We start from the raw sequence: 20,026 nt of genomic DNA, 5'->3' as shown, positions 1-20,026 counted from the left end.
TCTCCAGCTATTTCGCTTGCAAATAGAATAATATGAAAGACGAGTAAAGTAAGTCTTAGCCGATTAGTTTATTTAAAGCACTTTTTAGATAACAAGTTTTTATTTCTAAATAATCTCTCTTATCACCATTTAACATAGCAGCAAGCTTAATAGCCCTATCGACAGCCATATCAACATTGACATATTCAAAGTAACTAAAACGACCTAATAAATGTATCCCGTAAGATGCAAACCAGTTTCTAACTTTGCTAGCCTGCTCTTCATAACCTACATCATAAACTACGTAAGCATGTGGTATGCGTGTAAGTTTTGCAAAATTGATAGCGTCATCTTCGGGTAATAAGTTTCGCTTTTGTAGACCGAGTTTAGTATGCATTAAAATTTCTTCATCTGACTTTTTCCAAAGCTCTGAATCTTTAGTACAAGTAATTTCTGCTTGTAAACTCCAATGTCCTTGTGGTCCATTAGCAGAAGAAAAAGTACAAGGATAACTGACTCGGTTCACCCAAAACTCAGCTTCTGGAAAATAAACAGCTGTGTATTGATTAGGATCAAAACCTTTAATACCAAAAGAAATAACAAACATGGGGTTAATAATTAATTTTTCTACTGCAGATTGAATAGCTTTTGGTACCGCAATATTTATTTTTGCAATCAACTCGTGAATAGGCATTGTACTAATGACTTGCTCATATTCTTTCATATTGCCCTGATCATCATATAATCTAATTTTGTCATTTATATATTCAATTTTATTGACGTTAAATTGATAAGTAATAGGTATATTTTTTTTCCAAGCCTCACAAATTGCTTGGTAACCACCTACTTTGGGATAAAAATAATAGAGCTGATGTAAATAACCTTCTGTAATATACCCTAAAGAAGATTTCAGTATATCTTCAGGCGGAGGTGTTGGAATGCGCTCCGCCATAGACATAGAAAGTTTTTCTACAGGAATATTCCATACTTTCTCGTTATAAGGAAATAAATAACGCGAACAAATACCCTCCCCAAAGGTTTTTAAAAACCATTCCCTCATATTGCTAGGGCTAGCATATTTTTCTTTATAAGGATTAAAAATAAAATGACGGATACAGTCATAATTATCTTCTAGAGAAAGAGAGCTTAAGTCATTTTCAAAAGGGTATTTGAGTAGTCGATCTTTATAGGAAATTTTATTGTTACGTCGGCATTGAGCTACATTATCTCCTAAAGAGGCAATAATAAAATCTAAAATATCCTTATCACGAGAAAATAAAATATGGGGGCCATAGTCAAAAGTAAATTCATCAATAGTAAATGAGGATGCATGTCCTCCAACATGATTTTTACTTTCCAAAATGTCAGGGGTATTTTTTAAAAAAAGGCTAACAGCTAAGCCTGATGGCCCGGCGCCGATGACAGAAAGACGAGATGTATTGGTTATAGGCTTACCTTCATCGATCATATAATTGAGCCATCCAAAGATCTTATTCTCATGAAGTGAGAAATTTTAATTGATATCATTATATCTATTTTTCTGCAAACATTATTAAAAACTAATAGTAGAAGTATTTTAAGTAAAGAAAGGAGCTTTACATGAGCTTGCCAGTTGTCATTTTAGCCGGCGGACTTGCAACGCGGTTGCTTCCAATGACTGAAAAAATTCCTAAATCGCTAATACGAGTAGCAGGTGAATACTTTATTAATTATCAACTTCATTATCTACATCAACAAGGAATATCACAAGTAGTGCTCTGTTTAGGTCATTTAGGAGATCAAATTAAAACGGTAGTAGGCAATGGCTCAGCTTATGATTTAAATGTACGCTACTCTTGGGACGGCCATCATCCGCTTGGCACCGGAGGTGCATTGAGGCAAGCTTTACCTCTTTTAGGAGAGGCATTCTTTGTCCTTTACGGCGATTCCTATCTTCCTATTAATTTTAAAGCGGTAGAACGAGATTTCTTTAAAAGCGGTAAACCAGCATTAATGACGGTTTTTAAAAATATGAATCAAGGTGATAAAAGTAATGTTTTATTCAATAAGGATAAGATCATTGAGTATAATAAACGTAGACCTTCGCCTGAAATGAATTATATTGATTACGGATTAAGTATTTTGTCAGCATCGCTTTTAAAAAATTTACCAATAGGGCAAGCATTTGATTTAGCAGACCTATTTCATAATTTGTCACTTCGTGATGAATTAGCAGCCCATGAGGTATTTGAACCTTTTTATGAAATAGGTTCTGAAGCTGGATTAAATCAAACAATAAAATATTTCTCTAAAAACTAAAATGATGGCAAAAACAGCATAGGTTGGGCTAAATGCAGTGCAGTCCAACAAATTAGAAGAATGCAACATATCTTATAACCAAAGAAGTTGGGCCGCACTGCGTTTGGCCCAACCTGCCCTTGTTTCTGTCATCTCCGTATAAGCGGGAATCCTTTTAGTTTACAAATTAAGCTGCGTATCCTTTACATCCATCTCATTTAGCATATTAATAGATTTAGTAACTCTATCCCAAGAGTTAGAATCGGTCTCATCAAGCGATGCAAGCAGCTGATAAAACTGCTCGGTTTCAGGCGCTCTGTGACGAACTTTATTATGGAAAAAACGAGCTAAATTAGAATCCGATTTTTTCCATTTAGTAAAAGTTAGTAATTGATCAACCAATTCATCATTAGTTAAAGTTTTATTTATTGCAGCTTGATCAAAGATGGCTTTTATGTCTTTTAGTCCATCTATATGTTCTCGGGTTTTCAATGTACAAAAAGATTTAACTGACTCTAAAAGTGCTGCTGCCTTTAAATCACTAGGAAATTTTTGTTTAATAATAGCTTTCTTATTTTCTCCTAGAACTCCTTCTAAAGCATATTTCTTAATAATAGCTAAAGATGCTTTAGCCGTTTCTAATTGCTCTCGTGCTGTGTGTTCATATGGTTTTGTTTTAACGCGCATAGCTAGTATTTTTACTAATTCAGTGAATGCTTTATCACCCATTAGATTTAAAGCCTCTGGCTTGCATTCAGCAAGTTGAGTAGAAGATAAATTGGCGTCTAAACTTTCTGGGCAAGTAAAAACTTTAGATTTAAAATGGTTAAAAATATTGCCTTGATAGCCTAATTTTTTTAAATAGTCACCGGGTGATTCAAGGTTAATTTGTTGTTTTAGTGCCCCTGTTTCATTGTCAAGTGTTTTACGAGTAACTAGTAAGAAAGGGATTCCTGGCGCTAGATCATTCCAGTTTCCTCGTTGATTTGCTAGATCAGTTCCTGCGACTAACACATATAAAGTCGGTTCTATATTAGCATGTTGACTTCGTTCTATTTCTAATTTTTGTAAGTGCTCTAACATTTCCCACGATTCAATATAACCTCTCTTAGGTAAACTATTTGGCGTAGTATTATAATAAAGTCCAAAGGCGGCAATATCTATTCCTACATTTAAAGGATAGGCATCTTGTATAGTTCCGCGTGCTATATTTAATCGCTCTCTTGCAGTAAAAAGTAAGCGATGATAGTTTTTGCCTTCTAATTTTATTTTAGGGTAAATGCGCTGCTTAAGGTAAGCATCATTAACAGGTGAAATAATTGATCGTTGAACGTCAAAGCCAAATTCATTCGATAAAATTGCTCTAGCTTCCGATAAAATTTTTACCTGAGCAGAGGTTAAGGGATTAGCGTTCGTAAATAATATAGGTATTACTTTAGGCATAATGTCGGTATCTCCCTTATTTATGCAGATAGAGATAAAAGATCTAAATTTAAACAACAAGTTGATGAAAAGCAATATTAGATAAAGAAAAGGGCGAAAAGAATTGAAATTACATTTAACCTTTTAAGTATTTCTTGAAAGCGCTACTAATTTTAGTAGCGCTAAATTTTCTATCTTAGTGTCTTATTAAGTTAAGATTGGTAACTACCAGTCGTTGGACGATATGAGTCTGGATTGTCGTTAGATATTCTTTTGTTCTCATCAAATAGGCTAAGGCCTCTTTTAGAATGAGTAAATGGATCTATACCTAGTGTGTCATCTCTATCTGTTTGAGTTGGCTTACTATTATCAAACATAGCGTTATAGCTGCTATCAAAGTTCTCTTCGTTAGAAGCAGTTGGAACATCAGGAGTGGCTTTAGATTTATGCGATCTTAAATTAGCAAGTTTATGACCTACATAGCGTGCGGTATCGAGTAAATAAAGAGGTAAATTTACCGCCATAAGAGTAACAAACTTCAGTGCAGTAAGTGCAGCCAAGCTGGTTAATAAAAGAAGAGCATTTAATTTTTTAGCCAATTCAATAGCTGCTGTAGTAATGATAAAAACAGGTGCTAGCAATGCTGTAATGGGACGCTGAATCATTACTGAAACTAATTTATTACCTAACCCGGTGGGTAACGGGCCAAAAATAGTATGTTGGAAGAATTGGGCAGTAAATTTAATTCTGTTGAAACCTGTTAACTGCTCTTGAGAAATTTTTTCTTTAATTTTTTCTTTTATATTCTCTGGCTCATTAGTTTGAGTAGCCAGATAATATTGTTTAAAGTCTTCTAGAGACATATTTTTAATACGTACTAATTCAGCATAAATTGTCTCTTGTTCTGCTGTATCATTAGTAAAAATTATCTTCCCTTTTAAAATAGAAATTTGTAAAGCTTGTTGGTCTTTATAAAATTTATCTTCAGTTTCTTGATAAAGTTTTGGTTTGTTAATTAAGTCTTTAGTAGCTTTGTTAAGTGCACCACTAGTAATAATATTCATTAAAGTATTTTGAATAGTATTTGTAAAAGAAATAATAGTAGAAATTGTAGCAGTTAATTCTATGGCGATAAATCCAGCAATAACTAAACCAATATTAATAATCCATGAGGCTATATTAACTATTGTTCTTAAAGGCTCATAATAGCGCTGGTATAATTTTAAATGGTGATAAGCTTGCTCTAAGATGTTAACAGCTAATTTTATAGTGGTGTAGAGAGGATCATTAGCAAGATCATCAATATCAAGAATATTAGGCTTTTTATAAGCCTTATCTAAAATTAGAAAGGGCTCATTAATAGAAATATTATTAGCATTAAGAAGGGGCAAGAGCTTCTGATTTACTGCAATTTTATCTGGATACAAGCGTAGAGATAATTTCTTATAAACACTTTTTTGATCTTCTTCACTTAATTCCTTGAATCCATCAGCTATAATTTGCCCAATTTTTTTTCTAACTTTGTCTGCGTCATCACGCCCAACATGTAAACGGGCATTTTTATTTAAATAGTTTTCTAAATCCTCAAGAGTTTTACTAACTTTTTGTTCTACTAAACTCATAATTGCACACTTTATGCTGTAAAAAAGCGCATATTGTGGCATCGATATTAGATTAGGTCAATTATTAGAAACTTAAAATGATTTTCAAGTACATATTTATTAAAATTAGTAAAAAATTTGCTCTGCCTTATAAGTAAGACTATAGCAATTTTTATAAAGTGTCAGTACTGAGATTTATAAGACAACTTCTTCTAAATTGAATTCAACTGGCTCATGTTCAACCTTACTCAATAACAGTTGCGACAACGTAAGTACGGTTATACTAAGTGGCAGAATGCAAATTAGATCAAGAGGAAAACTTAAAACGCCAATGCCGCCAAATGAACCTAAGTAAGAAATAAGCAGCAGGGAAGTCATATAAAATAAAAACCAATAAAGTCGTTTATCGCATTGGAAAATACTTTTTCGATGATAAGCTAGACAAATCATTAATCCAATAATTAAAGCTAAATCAAGTTTCCATAATATAGTAAAACCGCACCAATAGAGCATTAAGTTACAAAAATAAAAGGCAATGTGCGAACAAACTAAAGCGGCTCTTAAACGAAAAGGCCGTTCAGTAGTTGGTTGTAATTTACGCATGGCTAAAAGAGAGATAGGACCAATACTATAGGAGAGAATACTCGCTGAAGAAAGAAAAGCGACCAGTTTTTGCCAACCAGGAAAAGGCAGAAAAGATAATATTCCTACCAGGAAATTAGCATATAATGTCACATAAGGAATTTTATGGCGATTTACTTTTAAGAAAATTTTGGGTAAATGATCATTAAGAGCCATACCGTATAGAATACGAGAAGTCGCCGCTGTATAAACAAGGGTGGTACCAAAAGGTGAAAATGCGGCATCAAAAAGCAATAAGCTTGCAACGATAGTCAGGCCTAAAATTAAAGTTAAGCCTACCAGGGGTCCACTATCACCGGGATAATTTAAATGTTGCCAACCATGGGTTAAATACTTAGCTGGCACGGCTGCAAGGAAGCTAAGTTGTAACAGGAAATATAATATAAAACCAATAAGTACGGCGCCTATAATAGCAATAGGAATATTACGTTGGGGGTTTTTAACCTCGCCGGCTAACACTAAACCATTTTGGAATCCTGTAAAAGCAAAAGCGACACCTCCTGCCGAAAGTGCTGTAAAAATAGATACCCAATCTTCTTTGCTTGTTAAATGAATAGATAAGTTGTTGAAATTTGGCGCATAATGTAAGAATGAAAAAATAGCGATACTTGGCAGAATAAATTTAATAATACTGGCATATTTATTACATTCAGCAAGCATTCTTATACCATAGGAATTTAATAGGACAACAAATAACATAATAAACATAGCAGCAACATATCCATAATTGGAAAGTTTAAGCGTTGCAGCATCATTCACTGTTAAAATAGGGAAAAAATGACTTCCATATTGTAAAATGGCTTGTATTTCAATAGGTGTCATGACGACATAGGAAAGCCACGATGTCCATGCAAAGAGAAAGCCTACTTCGCGGCCATGCGTATAAGTTGGATAATTAGACATCCCTCCGGAAACAGGAAACATGGCGCCAAGCTCACAAAGGGGTAAAGCAATAAAAAACATACAAAGTGTGGCAATAATCCAGCTAATTAAAGAATTACTACCAGCCATTTGAGCGCTAATATAAGGGCTAAATAACCAACCTGAACCAATCATACCACCTGCAGCTGCAATTAAAACATTTGTTGTAGAAATATCGCGTTTGAGCATGATTTTATCCCTTCTTAAATTAAAGCGCCTGCAAAGCTTTAAATTTTACTTCATTTTCATTGCTAACGGTTTAAAAAAACATTCATATAGCATGCCAGCATTATATCATATACTGACAACTATTAAATCATATTGACCACAATAATATCAAATATAATAAAAAAAGAACTAATTTGATTTTTGATATAGGGGTAAACACTACTAATAAATTTATTCCTCTTCTTGCCAGGAGGGAAGACTTATAATTAAGATGGAAAAAGTAGCTCTTTAACTATAATAAATTTCAGCAAATTTAGGAGAAGTGATATAGACTAAATTTGATTAGGTAATAATAACTTAGTAAGGTTCATTAATATAGGGCCTGTTGACAATTGGTGTTACGGCTCAAAACCCGGCTAATTTGCGTAAATTTCAGTTTAAATTCGTTAAATAGGACTCGCTATTTGCCTCATTCAAACTAAAATTTACACTAAAGTATCCAAATTTTGAGCTCGCAACACCAAATGTCAACATGTCCTAAATAGAGATTAAAAAAATGAATAGCAGTTTAACAGCTATCAGAATTATTTTTATTATTTTAATAACTTCATTGTTAATCTCATGTGGTTCAGGCCCAGCTACGTCTGATAAGAAAAAAGAAGCGGCCATAGCAGAAGTCGAGGTTGCTTTACCTATAAAAGCGAAAGTGGTGGATTGGGACGAGTATACAGGTCGTTTTCAAGCTATCGAAGAAGTGGACATCCGCTCTAGAGTAAATGGTTATTTAACCGCCATAAAATTCAAAGACGGTCAATTTGTAAAAAAAGATGACTTGCTTTTTATAATTGATCCAAGGCCATTTCAATATGCGCTAGCTCGAGCCCAAGCTCAATATACTTTAGCAAAGAGTCAATATGGGCGCGTGGTTGAATTATATAAAAAAAAATTTATTGCAGCATCAGTCGTTGATCAGCGTTTACAAGATTTGCAAATCTCTGAAGCACAATTAAAAAATGCACGTGTAAATTTAGAATATACGGAAATTAGATCACCTATTAATGGTAAAATAAGCCGTTATTTGGTAAGTGTTGGTAATTTAGTTCGTGCTAACGAAACCGTTTTAACAAAAATAGTTTCCATTGATCCAATCTATTTTTATTTTGATATCAGTCAGGGTGATTTATTAAAATATAATCGCTTAAAACCGCTTAATAAAGATGCCCAAAAAATCTTAATCAAGCTTCCGGACGAAAAAGCTTATCTACATCAAGGAAAAATGGACTTTAAGGATAATGTCATTAATGAAAGCACTGGAACAATGCAAGCTAGAGCAATTGTTCCTAATCCAGACAAGCTTATTTATCCTGGTTTATTTGGTCGTGCTAAATTAGCAGCAAGCAATGAATACGAAGCATTGCTTCTTCCTGAGAGGGCAGTAAATACTGATCAATCACGTCATTTTGTTTATACTGTTAATCCAAAGAATGAGGTACAACGAGTTGATGTAGAGCTCGGGCCTTTACGTGAGAATTATTTTTATGTTATTCGCCGTGGTTTAAAAGGAAATGAGTTAGTTATTATTAATGGTATACAAAGTATTCAAGCGCCAAATCAAAAAGTTAAACCTGTCGTTATTAAATTAACAGAAAAAAATAATTATTAAATAGTGTAGTTAGATAACCCTAAAAAATTAAAAGAGATCTAAAAACGCAGTACCACTTAAATAAAGTTAGTGCTCTAATAATGAAAAGGATTTAAATGCGTATTGCTCATTTTTTTATTGATAGGCCAATCTTTTCGACTGTCATTTCAATTATTATTGTTTTGGTAGGGCTATTGGCTTATTTTGATTTACCTATTGAACAATATCCGCAAGTTGTTCCCCCCACAATTCAAGTGCAAGCCTCTTATCCTGGCGCTAATGCTACAACTGTTGCTGCAACCGTAGCCACCCCTTTAGAGCAAGAAATTAATGGGGTTGAAGGCATGCTATATATGGACTCCCAGTCTACTGATGATGGTCAGTTAAGAATCACTATTACTTTCCAATTAGGCACTAACTTAGATGATGCACAAGTCCTTGTTCAAAATAGAGTAGCAGTTGCTGAAGCGAGATTGCCAGAAGAAGTTCGTCGTATTGGTATCGTAACAAGTAAAAACTCGCCTGATTTAATGCTGGTGGTTAACTTGTATTCGCCTAATGGTAAATATGATCAAACCTACATAGGTAATTATGCAGTACTTAATATACGCGATAGATTAAGACGTATTGCTGGTGTTGGTGAAGTTCGTATAGTGGGCGCCACAGAGTATGCCATGCGTATTTGGTTAAATCCTGATTTAATGAATTCTTTTAATTTATCAGCCAATGATGTCTTGGCTGCAATTCGCGCACAAAATATTCAAATTGCGAGTGGGACGCTAAACTCTCAACCACAAGACACTCAATACAGTTTTGAATACAATATTCAAACGCGAGGGCGGCTGGTTAAAAAAGAAGATTTTGAAAATATTATTGTGAAATCAAGTGAAGGACGTATAGTTCGTTTAAAGGATATTAGCCGGGTCGAATTAGGTGCGCAAGATTATCGAACGCGAGGCTATTTAGGAAAAGATGCTGCGGTCGCTTTACCTGTTTTTCAGCGGCCAGGAACCAATGCTTTATCAACCGCACAAGAGATTATGGCAACTATGCAAGAGGTTGCTAAAGATTTTCCACCAGGGCTTGCTTACCAAATTGCTTATAATCCTACGCTCTTTGTCCAACAATCTATAAATGCTGTTTTTCATACAATTTATGAAGCCGTGATCTTGGTTGTTTTGGTTATTTTATTATTCTTACAAAGTTGGCGCGCAGCCATTATTCCTATCGTAGCTATTCCAATTTCGTTAATTGGTACTTTTGCTGTTATGAATTTTTTAGGCTTTTCCCTAAATTACTTAACATTATTTGGCTTAGTTCTCGCAATTGGTATTGTTGTTGATGATGCCATCGTGGTTATAGAAAATATGGAACGTAACATGAGTGTGGGGTTAAAGGCTCGTGATGCTGCACGAAAAACGATGAAAGAAGTAGGCGCGGCTCTTATTGCAATTGGGCTTGTGTTAATTGCCGTTTTTATGCCTACTATTTTTTTACAAGGTATCTCTGGACGTTTCTACCAGCAGTTCGGTACAACGATTGCTATTGCAACAGCTATTTCTGTGTTTGTTTCATTAACTTTAAGTCCTACCTTAGCTACGCTGTTATTTTCTAAACATCAGACTCACGACATTGAACAAGTTGCATGGTGGCGTCGACCTATTCACCGCTTCTTAGTAGGCTTTAATCATTTAGTTGAAGGTACTGCTAAACGTTATGGTTATTTAGTTGCTCGCTTAACAAGGCGCACCTTTATTATGCTAATTATCTACCTTCTATTAATTCTCTTAACTATCTTTTTATTTAGCTTTGTGCCGCGCGGTTTTATTCCTCGTCAAGATCAAGGTTATTTTATTGTTGCAGTACAACTACCGCCAGCTGCATCTTTGCCACGTACTGATGCAGTGATAAAAAAAGCGGTAAATAAAATTTTAACAATACCAGGTATCGCTAATGCTGTAAGTTTTACTGGGTTCTCTGGCGCCACATTTACTAGCGCCTCAAATGCAGGCGCGATTTTTACGCCACTTTTATCGTTTGAAGAGCGCCAGCAACGCGGTATCAGTTATCAAATGATACTTGATAATTTACGTAAAGAACTAAGTACCATTAAAGAAGCCTTCATTGTTGTTATTCCGCCGCCACCAGTACGAGGTATTGGTAATGCTGGTGGATTTAAGATGATGGTTCAAGATAGAGATGGCAAAGGTTTGTTAGCTTTAACAGAGGCAACAACTAATTTAATTAAGGCAGCAAATGCAACTAAAGCAGTCACTTCAGTTTTCACCCTGTTTGATAATTCCACACCTAAGCTTTTTCTTGATATCGATAGAGAAAAGGCTTTGCAACTAAATATTCCTTATATAAATATTATTGAGGCTTTGCAAGTCTATCTCGGTTCCTTTTTCGTCAATGAGTTTAATTATTTAGGGCGAACCTTTCGTGTAATAGCGCAAGCTGCAGCAGACTACCGCCGTACAGAAGATGATGTCTTACGTATTAAGGTAAGAAATAGTGCAGGTGATATGGTACCTATGGGTTCTATTGCAAAAATAAGCAATACAGTTGGACCTACAAGGGTACCCCACTTTAATCTTTATCCCGCTATTGAGGTACAAGGCGATGTAGCACCGGGCTATAGTTCAGATGAGGCATTAACGACTATGGAAAATCTTGCCAAACAAATTTTACCGCCGGGAATTGGTTATGAGTGGACAGAAATTGCCTATCAACAAAAGATGGTCGGTAATACAGCTACTATTGCATTCAGTTTAGGTGTTATTTTTGTATTTTTAGTTCTAGCTGCTCAATTTGAAAGCTGGACTTTACCTTTGGCTGTTATCTTAATTGTACCTATGTGCCTTTTTTCAGCTTTGGTGGGCATTAAATTATTAGGTATGGAAAATAATATTATGACCCAGATTAGTTTCTTAGTACTTGTGGGTCTTGCCTCAAAAAATGCAATTTTAATTGTTGAATTTGCAAGGCAATTAGAAGATAGAGGTGAGAATCGTTGGAAGGCAGCAATTAAAGCCGCTAAATTGCGGTTAAGGCCTATTTTAATGACTTCGCTTGCTTTTATTTTGGGGGTTTTCCCTCTTGTTATTGCAACTGGTGCTGGTGCTGAAATGCGCCGAGCAATTGGTGTCGCTGTATTTAGTGGAATGATTGGCGTTACTTTTTTCGGCCTTTTATTTACGCCAGTTTTTTATGTGTTAATTAGCCGTTTTAGTCGAGTAAAGTCAATTCATACATCCAAGTAGTCTCTTAAATACTAGACCTTTTTCCAAACTGTCATTGATAGCTAATCTCAGCCGAAAAAAGTCTTCAAAGCTTGTCCCCATGGAGATGGGGGCCTGTCCCCATATAGATGGAATGCGCATGTACTTTAAGTAACCCCAATAATGGGTTTTAAGGACAATATGGAATCAATTTAAGGCAGAAAATTTTAATGGCTCAATAGTATAAGCAGCAGAGCGGCAACTAAGTGAGTCATAGCATTAATAATTGAGCGGTGTTTTGTGTGCCAAACTTGATAGCAATGCTTTAAATGTCCAATAACCGTTTCTATGATCTCACGCTGATTTAATAATTGTTTTTCACAAGCTGATAAGCCAGGTTCTTTCATATTTTTTCGTTTTCTGGTGATAAGTTTTAATCCATTTTCAAAAAGCTCTTGGAATAATTTTTTACCAAGATAACCTTCACCAAAAGCTAATCCCTGTAGGGATTTGAGTAAAGCGGCTGCCTCCTTGCTATCGTGGCGCAGCTACCATGAGTAATCTTAAAGGCTAACAATTCGCCCTTATCATTCTTTTAATTGGGTAAATAAGGTTAGCGGGAATATGGCCCTTTTCATTAAATGGACGAACCGCTCATAGGTTGGAAGTTACGGGAAATAAGACGTATAGTACACACAAAGTAAGCCATTATAGAAATTTTTAAAATCTCGATACTTAGACATTTGAAACATCACGAGAATGGTCATTATTTCACGCTGAGCTAAGCAGCAAGCTGGTCCTCTTTTACCTTGGAGGGGCCTGTTAAAAAATAATGTTGAGAATATTGATCTAATTCCTTGCAAAAATCATCAATTTCGCAAAAAATACTCACTAGCTGACGTACATCCATACTGCAACATCCTTTTGCGGGGAAAATTGCGATATTAACGTGCGTTAGCTACCATTTCTACTTATTGAGCTAATAACCTCTGATTTAAAAAACTTTTAATTATGAAAACCCATTATGGGGGGGGTAAGTACACTGCGTTTTTTCAGTCCTTTTTTCAACTGGCCTTGTCTTAATCACTGATAGTTTAGAAAGAGGTCTGGTGGTGAATTTAGTTTTTTTAATAAATTTTTAGTTCATAATATTTACACTGTGTTAAATTTTTGATAAAATTGACTTTTACTTAATTAACTGTATAAATATAAGCCAAACAAAGATATTCAATTAAAAAATGAAGAAAAGCAGAGTAAAACTCAATCTTCCTCATCTATTTCATGGTCATTATTTTTTCTAAATTTAATTTTACCGCTTTATTTTATTTGTTCTTGATATTGCTTGCACGAAGTGTAGCAGCACAACCATTGAATTCAGAAAATAATGGATTGGTAGACAATAGCGAGACAGATGACCCAAATCTAGACTGGCTTAAATCCTACTGTGAAAGTACGGCGGTTGCCCCAGCGAATAAGAATCCACATACCCAAATAGGTCTAGGTACTTATAAAGGAAAACAGCAATGGATGCCATATAGCTGTTTAAAAAAACCTAGTTCGAAACAATGTAAGGAACAAATGACAACACTGCAACAAACAAGCTTATCACATGATCAAATTCAAGCCGCTATGAGTGTTCGTATAGCAGTTAATCGAGAACTGCAATTATGGGTAAACGAAATGAATACCTTTATTGGCTCATTAGATCAAATAAAGGAAGCCAAAAGAAACAGTATTTCTGAGACAATAATGTCTCAATTAATTCCTTTAAGAACAGCCTATGAATTTTATAGACAGTTACAGAAAGTAAATATTGGTAATTGCTATGAACAAGCAGAAGCGAAAGCTTATCAGTTGTTAAAGAATGGTTTACAGAAAAATAGAGTACCTACTATACAGATAATTTCATTAAGAAATCTACGTGATAAAACCTATGATCATAAATTTGTTGCACTAGGCACTTCTATAGGGCAAGGTGAATTTACGGGTGAGGAAGTAAAACAATTACTCGATAACTTAAAAGAAGATAGCAAAGCCCGTATTTGTGATCCCTGGAATAAAGGGCGTTATATCCGCTTTCAAGATGACGAAAGTCACCTATATGATAGTTCTACAGGATGGTGGAATTATGTTAAAGTTGAAACCCTTAGTCTTGATTTTAGCCATCTTGAAACAATTATGCCTAATGAAGTAGTAGAGCTTTTTAATAGTCAACTTAAAGAGATGGGACTAAACCAAGAGAAACAGATTAATTCTCATTCTATGTTTTCAGACAAACAAAAAGATTCTAGTCCAGAATCAAATTCTAAGTCGCAATATCATGTTGAGTTATAGAATTTTTAAAGCATTTATATTGTCTTGCATAGTTCTTTAAATTTAACTATGCAAGCCAGACTTGACTAATATCATCTATAATGTGTTAAACAACAAAATAAATTAATCATAATGAAATTTACTAAAATAATATTATTTTCAGTTTTGGTTAGTTTACCTTTTCAAATTGCAGCGGCTGATGATTTTGTAGATGCAACTGTATTGATTATTAAGAAATGTTATGATGAAGGTAATAAAACGGATGGTGTGGCATTAGCCAAATGTGTAGCTAAGCAAATAGAAAAAACGCCAAATCCTGATAATTATATAGTAAATCTTGAAGGAAAAGTGCCGCATCAATTGAACTTATATTTGTATAACCCTAAAGGTTTTAAAATAACCTGTTTATTAACTGGATATGAAACAATAGAAATAAAAAGCTGCAGTAGTTCTCCAGCTAAACCATTAACTCCTGAACAGCAATTAACAATTTCACCACCTTAATATTTAATTAAATAGAGTAAGTATAATAATTAGTCATTTTAGCCTTAAACCGCTTAAATAGAAGGGCGACGCTGAATATCGAACCAATAATCATTCCCCACCATAAACCTATACCTTCCATCGCAAAATAAGTGGCTAAAAAATAACCCAGAGGTAGTGCAATGAACCAAAAACTGATAATAGATACTAATAAGGTAAAATGAGTATCCTTTAAACTACGCAAAGCGCCAAATAAAGAAATTCTTACAGCTTCTACGATTTGAAATAAAGCGCATAGACTAAAAAACTTTATAGCGTAATTAATAATGGGTAAATTTTGTGTTTCTTGCAAGTTAAAATCAATACTGATAAGGAAAGTAGGAAATAGCCAATAAATCAGGGCAACAAAAAACATGAAAATAAATGAAATTACAACGCCTGTATAGGCAACATGCTCAGCTGCTTGCTTTTTGCCAGCACCTAATAGATGTCCCATTCGTACAGTAATAGCTTGAGCTAAAGAAAAGATAATATTGATTAAAGCGCCTAAGTATTGCAAAGCAACTTGATTAGCAGCAAGCATTTGACTACTAAATAAACCCATGATCAGGGTTAATGCAAAGAAAAAGCCAACTTCTATACAATACATAAATCCCATGGGGGCGCCGACACGAATGAGTTCAAACAAATAGATTGGCTTAGAGAAGGTTAATAAATGTTGAAAATAAGGCTTATTTTTTTGATTGATCATTAAATAGCTGACCAAAATTAACATGGTAAGCCAACTACTCGTAGTGAAACCCCAACCTGCACCAGCGATACCCAAGGTAGGAAAACCAAATTTACCAAAAATGAATGCAAAACTAAAGAATATAGTTAGGGACACTGAAACTAAACTTAACTTAAAAACAAGTTTGGTTTGTCCTAATCCAATAATAATTTCAAGTAAAGCCGTGACAATAAAATTAGGTAAAATGCCAAAGGTTAACGCATGTAGATATGAGCTTGCCAGTAAGGTTATCTCTTTCTTCTGGCCAAGCCATAGAAAAATTGTGGCCATATTCCAAAACAAAAACATACTGGGGATAACCAAAATGAATGCTAACCAAATCCCATCGCGGATGACTTCAGTAATTCCTTGATGATCTTTTGCACCGTACTTATGTGATATAAGTACATTAATAGAGCTTAATACACCGAAGATAATCACTGCAAATGTTCCAGTTAGCCAACTAACTAATGCGCCAGCTGCTAAAACTGTTGGGCCTAAATGAGCTAAAAATATTGTTTCAAAAAAAAAGACGCCGGCTTGGACTAAACCGGTGGCAGCTAAGGGGAGAGCCAATTTAAGTAATGGGTATAAGTTTCCCTTAACTAAATTCATAAACCATACTCTTTATCAAATTGGTTAATAATATGTGTTATTAGCTGATAAATATCAGCTTGTTGATTACGGTAATTAGGACGACTTCTTGTTAAACAATCTAATAATGAGAGTAAATTTAATAGTTTAACAGATGTTTGCCAATGTTTTGGTAAAGTATAACTTAATGATAAGCCCTTTAAAAATGAGCTTTGGAAAGAGGGCGGCATGTAATGTGCATAACGTAGCATATTAGCTATATCAAAGAGGCGTGAACCTGAAAAAGCAAACTCCCAATCTAATATTCCTGAAATTTTCCACTGCTTATTTTCTTCACTTACTAGAATATTGGCTGGATCAAAATCACCATGAACTAAACATTTTTCATCAGCGGAAGGGAAAAATAAGTCTAGGTAATTTAAGTAGAACGTTATTTTACTTATAAGCTTTGAGTCTAAAGTTAAAATTACCTGCTCATTTTCTAAGCATTCTTTACCATATTCACTATAGCTCGATTTAGGGGCTTGTATTATTTGTAATTGCCGATTGAAAAAGCCAGGCTTTGGAAAAATGTGAGCATGAATTTGCGCGGCCATGGTACCAAGCGTAAACATAAGGTGCTCTACATTAAAGGTTTGTTTTCTTAATAGTAAATCGCGCAAAGTAATGCCAGGTAGATACTCTATAAAAGCAAATTGGTAATCTTGATAATGACCAATAAAATAGATTTCTGGAATAGGTAATTTCGCTTTAAGAAGCAAACTGAGCTGTTGCTCGCGATAAGATGCTTCTGGATCACGTAGATACAAGCGCAAAATATAAGGATTACTATTTAAGTTAAAATAAACTTTATAGTTTAAATTAGCGCATCCTCCAGAAATTAATTTGTATGAATATATTTTTTTAGTGGGGAAAGCTTTACTGATCATTTTATTTATCAATTCTACTGATGGATATAATGCAGGATCTGTTTTTTCCCAGTTTTGTTTGAAAGTCACCTGGTCACTCAGTTAATTAATCATCAATAAATAGTAAGATAAATATCAGATAGAGAAAGGCGTTACAAGTACGACTAGAGATTCTAGGTGTAACTATTAATTATTTTCTGGATAATCATGCGTATATATTTTTTGCATAATCTAGGAAGAGCAGTGTTGAATAATAGCTAATATAATTTTATTTTTCAAAACAGATTAGGCTGCCTTTAATTAGCGGCAGCACTAATCATCATTGGAAAAAATTATCTGAGAGTAACCGAATTTTGTTGGTCACTAGGAACTTGACTACCTTTCGCAGCACGCTCATGAGTTGAGAGATAATCGTAGCGACTTTGAATTTGTTTAGCAATTTCAGCAGATTTTCGTCCTGCTATATTTTTACTAACAATACTATTGGTAACAAATGAGACATTTCTATTTAAAATATCATTGATTTTTTCAATATTATCAGCTGTGAAGACTTCTACTTGCATAGTCAAAGCTTCAATAGCCCCTATAAAAATAGCTTTTGGATCTTTTTCGTTAGCAATAGATGATTCGCTCCCATAATAATTATTATCATGTACTGTCGCATGATTTATATTTTTCCTAGCTTTTGCTACGGGATGATTAGGGACTATAAGTAAAACGCTCTCATAAAGTTCCCGTGCTAATAGAGGGGTATTTTTAATTGGCAACTTTGTTTCATAATAAAAATCTGCAATAAGAGAAAGAATATTAGCTAAAAACTCAGGATTAGAAAATTTTTCACTTAATTCATTAAGAATTTTTATAAACGGACTGACATAAGAATAATCATTTTCTTTAAATGAGACTTTTTTTGCAGGTTTAGTGTTTTTGCCAAAGAAAGTTCTATCAATCGTTTGAGAGATATTTGGTAAGTCTTTTGGATATGCAGATTGTGAAGGTTGGACATTCATAGGCGTGGGTATATTTCCAGTCGCTAAATTAGCACCAATATCTTCAAGATCGGTATCTTCCAAAATAACATTTTTTGCTCGCTTGGAAGGTTTTGTTATTAGGATATCTAAATCATTATCTAAATCAGCTAAAGGGGTTTGATTGGGTTTTTTGAGTTTACGTTTCCTAAGAGAATTATTTTCTTGCTGAGCAGTAAATTTATCAATCAGATTTTGAATGTCTTCAATAATATAATTGTCTTTATCTATGTCAGAATTTAAACTTACTTCTTCAAATTTCTCAATTAATTGTTTGGCACTATTAGGATCATTACTTTCAATAGCAACCAAAAGTTGATAGCTTAACATTTCCAGTGTTTGCGTTGATGTAAAGGGTAGGTCGAGTAATTTATTATTGATAATATACTGCGTTATCTGTAGAAGAAAATTTTTATCAGAGCTAAATTTGTATGCCTTTTCTAATAAATTTAAATAGCCTAAATGTAAATCTGTTTGGATAGGTAAATTTGCTCGCTTAAGATAAGTAATTGATTTATTTAGCCAGCTTAGTGCAGATAATACGTCACGTTCGTTTAATGACTCATCGTCTAATCCGTCGCTTAGTCCCTCACTAATTGAGTCACAAACTTCAGCTAATAACTTATAATGAGACGCTATTCTTTCTCTAATATTGTCTTTACCTGTATCACCCATCTCATTAAAAACGCTTTCTAATTCATTAATTAGACCAGGAATTTCTGTCCATAAGTCTTTAATAGAGTCAAGCTTAAAAGTTTCCTGCTCTTCTATAATTTCCTTAATAGCATCACAACTTGTTTGAATGATTTCACCAATAACATACGTAAAGGCATAACGATAATCATTACTTCTTTTAAAATTTCGTTGAGATGCCAATTGATTTAATGTTTGCAGAGCACGTTTATAGTGAATTAATGCCTCAGCAAAATTAAGTTCATTGTAAGCTTCATCACCGGAAATTTGGTCAGGAGTATTAAAATAATAACGCATATAATCTATTTTTTGATTAAAAGGGCGAAAATTTTAACATATTTAATGCGTTTTGGGGTGCTTTTTATAATTATTTTTATCTAAAAACTTAAGAGAAAATAGTTCGTATTTTTTTAGTTCTTGATAAATAAAAGAATTTAGGTGTAATAATTTAATAAACCCAATAAAAATCCTATAATAGCATCATTTAAAACACTTTTTCACTAATTACACTATGGATAACCGCTTTCTAACCAAAGATAATTTAAAATTATTACAAATTACTGATCCACACTTATTTGCCTCAAATGATAAAAGAGTGTTTGGTATTGACAGTAATAGTCGGTTTAAACAGGTAATAGATTATATTAAGCAGCATGAACTTTATGATACTGATGCAATTATTCTGACCGGCGATTTATCTCAAGATGAAACGCAAAAATCTTATCAGCGTATCTTAATGGCTTTTAAAGAGTTTAAAATACCTGTCTATTGGATTCCAGGCAATCATGACGATTTACCTTTAATGCAAAGTATTTTTGCCAGTTCTTCCCTTCTTCAAAATGAACGGGTACTTGCTTGCAAATACTGGCATTTTATTTTCTTAAATACGGCTATTCCTGGTCAAGGCGTTGGTTATCTGCATGAAGAAGAATTTTCAATAATTACTGAGGAAATAGAAAAATTAGAGAAAACAAGAAGAATTGCACTTATTATGCATCACCATCCAGTACAGATAAATACACCTTTAATGGATCAATATGGTTTGAAAAATCAAAGCCAGTTTTGGCAAAAGCTCATTAACTCACCAGTGCAATTAATTATCTGTGGTCATGTACATGGCCACTATAGTTTAGATTATCAAAATATTGCTGTTGAATGTGCACCGGCCACTTGTTTTCAAATAAAAAAAGGCGCTACTGATTTAGAAATTGAAAATTTAATAGGTTACAAGCGCCATTTTTTTAAAGGTAAAACTTATCAATCTGTCCCAGTTTTATGGGATGCAATCTAGAAGATAAATTAATTTCTACTTATAAAAAATTTTACTTGATAATTTAATCAGTTTTGTTTTATTTTTACCTCTCA

The 20,026-nt window shown here is 34.0% G+C and carries 15 protein-coding genes; 6 read left to right on the top strand and 9 right to left on the bottom strand.

Features of this window, described 5'->3' with window-relative positions:
- Window positions 1-55: 55 nt before the first annotated feature.
- The gene (locus E1P04_RS08155; protein ID WP_131782421.1) at window positions 56-1,447 is read right to left on the bottom strand and encodes a protoporphyrinogen/coproporphyrinogen oxidase; all 1,392 of its coding nucleotides are present in this window, start codon (window positions 1,445-1,447) and stop codon (window positions 56-58) included.
- A gap of 131 nt (window positions 1,448-1,578) precedes the next feature.
- Here E1P04_RS08155 and E1P04_RS08150 point away from each other — a divergent pair, with 131 nt between their 5' ends.
- Window positions 1,579-2,277 carry a nucleotidyltransferase family protein gene (locus E1P04_RS08150; protein WP_131782420.1) on the top strand — a complete coding sequence of 233 codons (699 nt, stop codon included), beginning with the start codon at window positions 1,579-1,581 and terminating at the stop codon, window positions 2,275-2,277.
- A gap of 159 nt (window positions 2,278-2,436) precedes the next feature.
- On the opposite strand, the gene E1P04_RS08145 is transcribed toward E1P04_RS08150, so the two are convergent.
- From E1P04_RS08145 to E1P04_RS08135, 3 genes are all read right to left on the bottom strand, one after another.
- Window positions 2,437-3,699 carry a hypothetical protein gene (locus tag E1P04_RS08145; RefSeq protein ID WP_131782419.1) on the bottom strand — a complete coding sequence of 421 codons (1,263 nt, stop codon included), beginning with the start codon at window positions 3,697-3,699 and terminating at the stop codon, window positions 2,437-2,439.
- 191 nt (window positions 3,700-3,890) lie between these two features.
- A complete protein-coding gene (locus E1P04_RS08140) occupies window positions 3,891-5,300 on the bottom strand; it encodes a hypothetical protein (protein WP_131782418.1) in 1,410 nt (469 codons plus the stop codon).
- A 174-nt stretch (window positions 5,301-5,474) separates the two neighbouring features.
- On the bottom strand, window positions 5,475-7,031 hold the full coding sequence (locus tag E1P04_RS08135) for an APC family permease (RefSeq protein WP_131782417.1): 1,557 nt from the start codon (window positions 7,029-7,031) through the stop codon (window positions 5,475-5,477).
- Window positions 7,032-7,566: 535 nt separating this feature from the next.
- Between E1P04_RS08135 and E1P04_RS08130 the strand changes: the two genes are divergently transcribed.
- Together E1P04_RS08130 and E1P04_RS08125 are read left to right on the top strand one after the other, a co-directional pair.
- On the top strand, window positions 7,567-8,673 hold the full coding sequence (locus tag E1P04_RS08130; RefSeq protein ID WP_131782416.1) for an efflux RND transporter periplasmic adaptor subunit: 1,107 nt from the start codon (window positions 7,567-7,569) through the stop codon (window positions 8,671-8,673).
- A gap of 95 nt (window positions 8,674-8,768) precedes the next feature.
- Entirely contained in the window at window positions 8,769-11,915 is a 3,147-nt protein-coding gene (locus E1P04_RS08125; RefSeq protein WP_131782415.1) for an efflux RND transporter permease subunit, read from the top strand.
- A 185-nt stretch (window positions 11,916-12,100) separates the two neighbouring features.
- Here E1P04_RS08125 and E1P04_RS08120 read toward each other — a convergent pair whose 3' ends face one another.
- Entirely contained in the window at window positions 12,101-12,421 is a 321-nt protein-coding gene (locus E1P04_RS08120) for a transposase (RefSeq protein WP_131782414.1), read from the bottom strand.
- A gap of 233 nt (window positions 12,422-12,654) precedes the next feature.
- Complete coding sequence (locus E1P04_RS18220; protein WP_282433104.1) at window positions 12,655-12,783, bottom strand: hypothetical protein; 129 nt, start codon at window positions 12,781-12,783, stop codon at window positions 12,655-12,657.
- 458 nt (window positions 12,784-13,241) lie between these two features.
- On the opposite strand from E1P04_RS18220, the gene E1P04_RS08115 reads away from it, so the two are divergent.
- Complete coding sequence (locus tag E1P04_RS08115; protein ID WP_165482712.1) at window positions 13,242-14,207, top strand: hypothetical protein; 966 nt, start codon at window positions 13,242-13,244, stop codon at window positions 14,205-14,207.
- Between the two features lie 111 nt (window positions 14,208-14,318).
- The gene (locus tag E1P04_RS08110; protein ID WP_131782412.1) at window positions 14,319-14,690 is read left to right on the top strand and encodes a hypothetical protein; all 372 of its coding nucleotides are present in this window, start codon (window positions 14,319-14,321) and stop codon (window positions 14,688-14,690) included.
- Window positions 14,691-14,697: 7 nt separating this feature from the next.
- Here the strand turns inward: E1P04_RS08110 and E1P04_RS08105 are convergent, their stop codons facing one another.
- From E1P04_RS08105 to E1P04_RS08095, 3 genes are all read right to left on the bottom strand, one after another.
- Window positions 14,698-16,053 (bottom strand): MATE family efflux transporter, encoded by a 1,356-nt coding sequence (locus E1P04_RS08105; RefSeq protein ID WP_131782411.1) that lies wholly within the window; start codon window positions 16,051-16,053, stop codon window positions 14,698-14,700.
- Window positions 16,050-17,030: a phosphotransferase family protein gene (locus E1P04_RS08100; RefSeq protein WP_165482711.1), complete on the bottom strand. Its 981-nt coding sequence runs from the start codon at window positions 17,028-17,030 to the stop codon at window positions 16,050-16,052. Before E1P04_RS08100 ends, E1P04_RS08105 begins: the two co-directional genes overlap by 4 nt.
- A gap of 242 nt (window positions 17,031-17,272) precedes the next feature.
- Window positions 17,273-18,958 (bottom strand): hypothetical protein, encoded by a 1,686-nt coding sequence (locus tag E1P04_RS08095; protein ID WP_131782409.1) that lies wholly within the window; start codon window positions 18,956-18,958, stop codon window positions 17,273-17,275.
- A 214-nt stretch (window positions 18,959-19,172) separates the two neighbouring features.
- Here E1P04_RS08095 and E1P04_RS08090 point away from each other — a divergent pair, with 214 nt between their 5' ends.
- On the top strand, window positions 19,173-19,952 hold the full coding sequence (locus E1P04_RS08090) for a metallophosphoesterase (protein WP_131782408.1): 780 nt from the start codon (window positions 19,173-19,175) through the stop codon (window positions 19,950-19,952).
- Window positions 19,953-20,026: the final 74 nt, after the last annotated feature.

This window comes from Legionella gresilensis (assembly GCF_900639865.1).
GTDB classification, from domain to species: Bacteria; Pseudomonadota; Gammaproteobacteria; order Legionellales; family Legionellaceae; genus Legionella_C; species Legionella_C gresilensis.
This window is presented reverse-complemented; position numbering and strand designations above follow the sequence as displayed.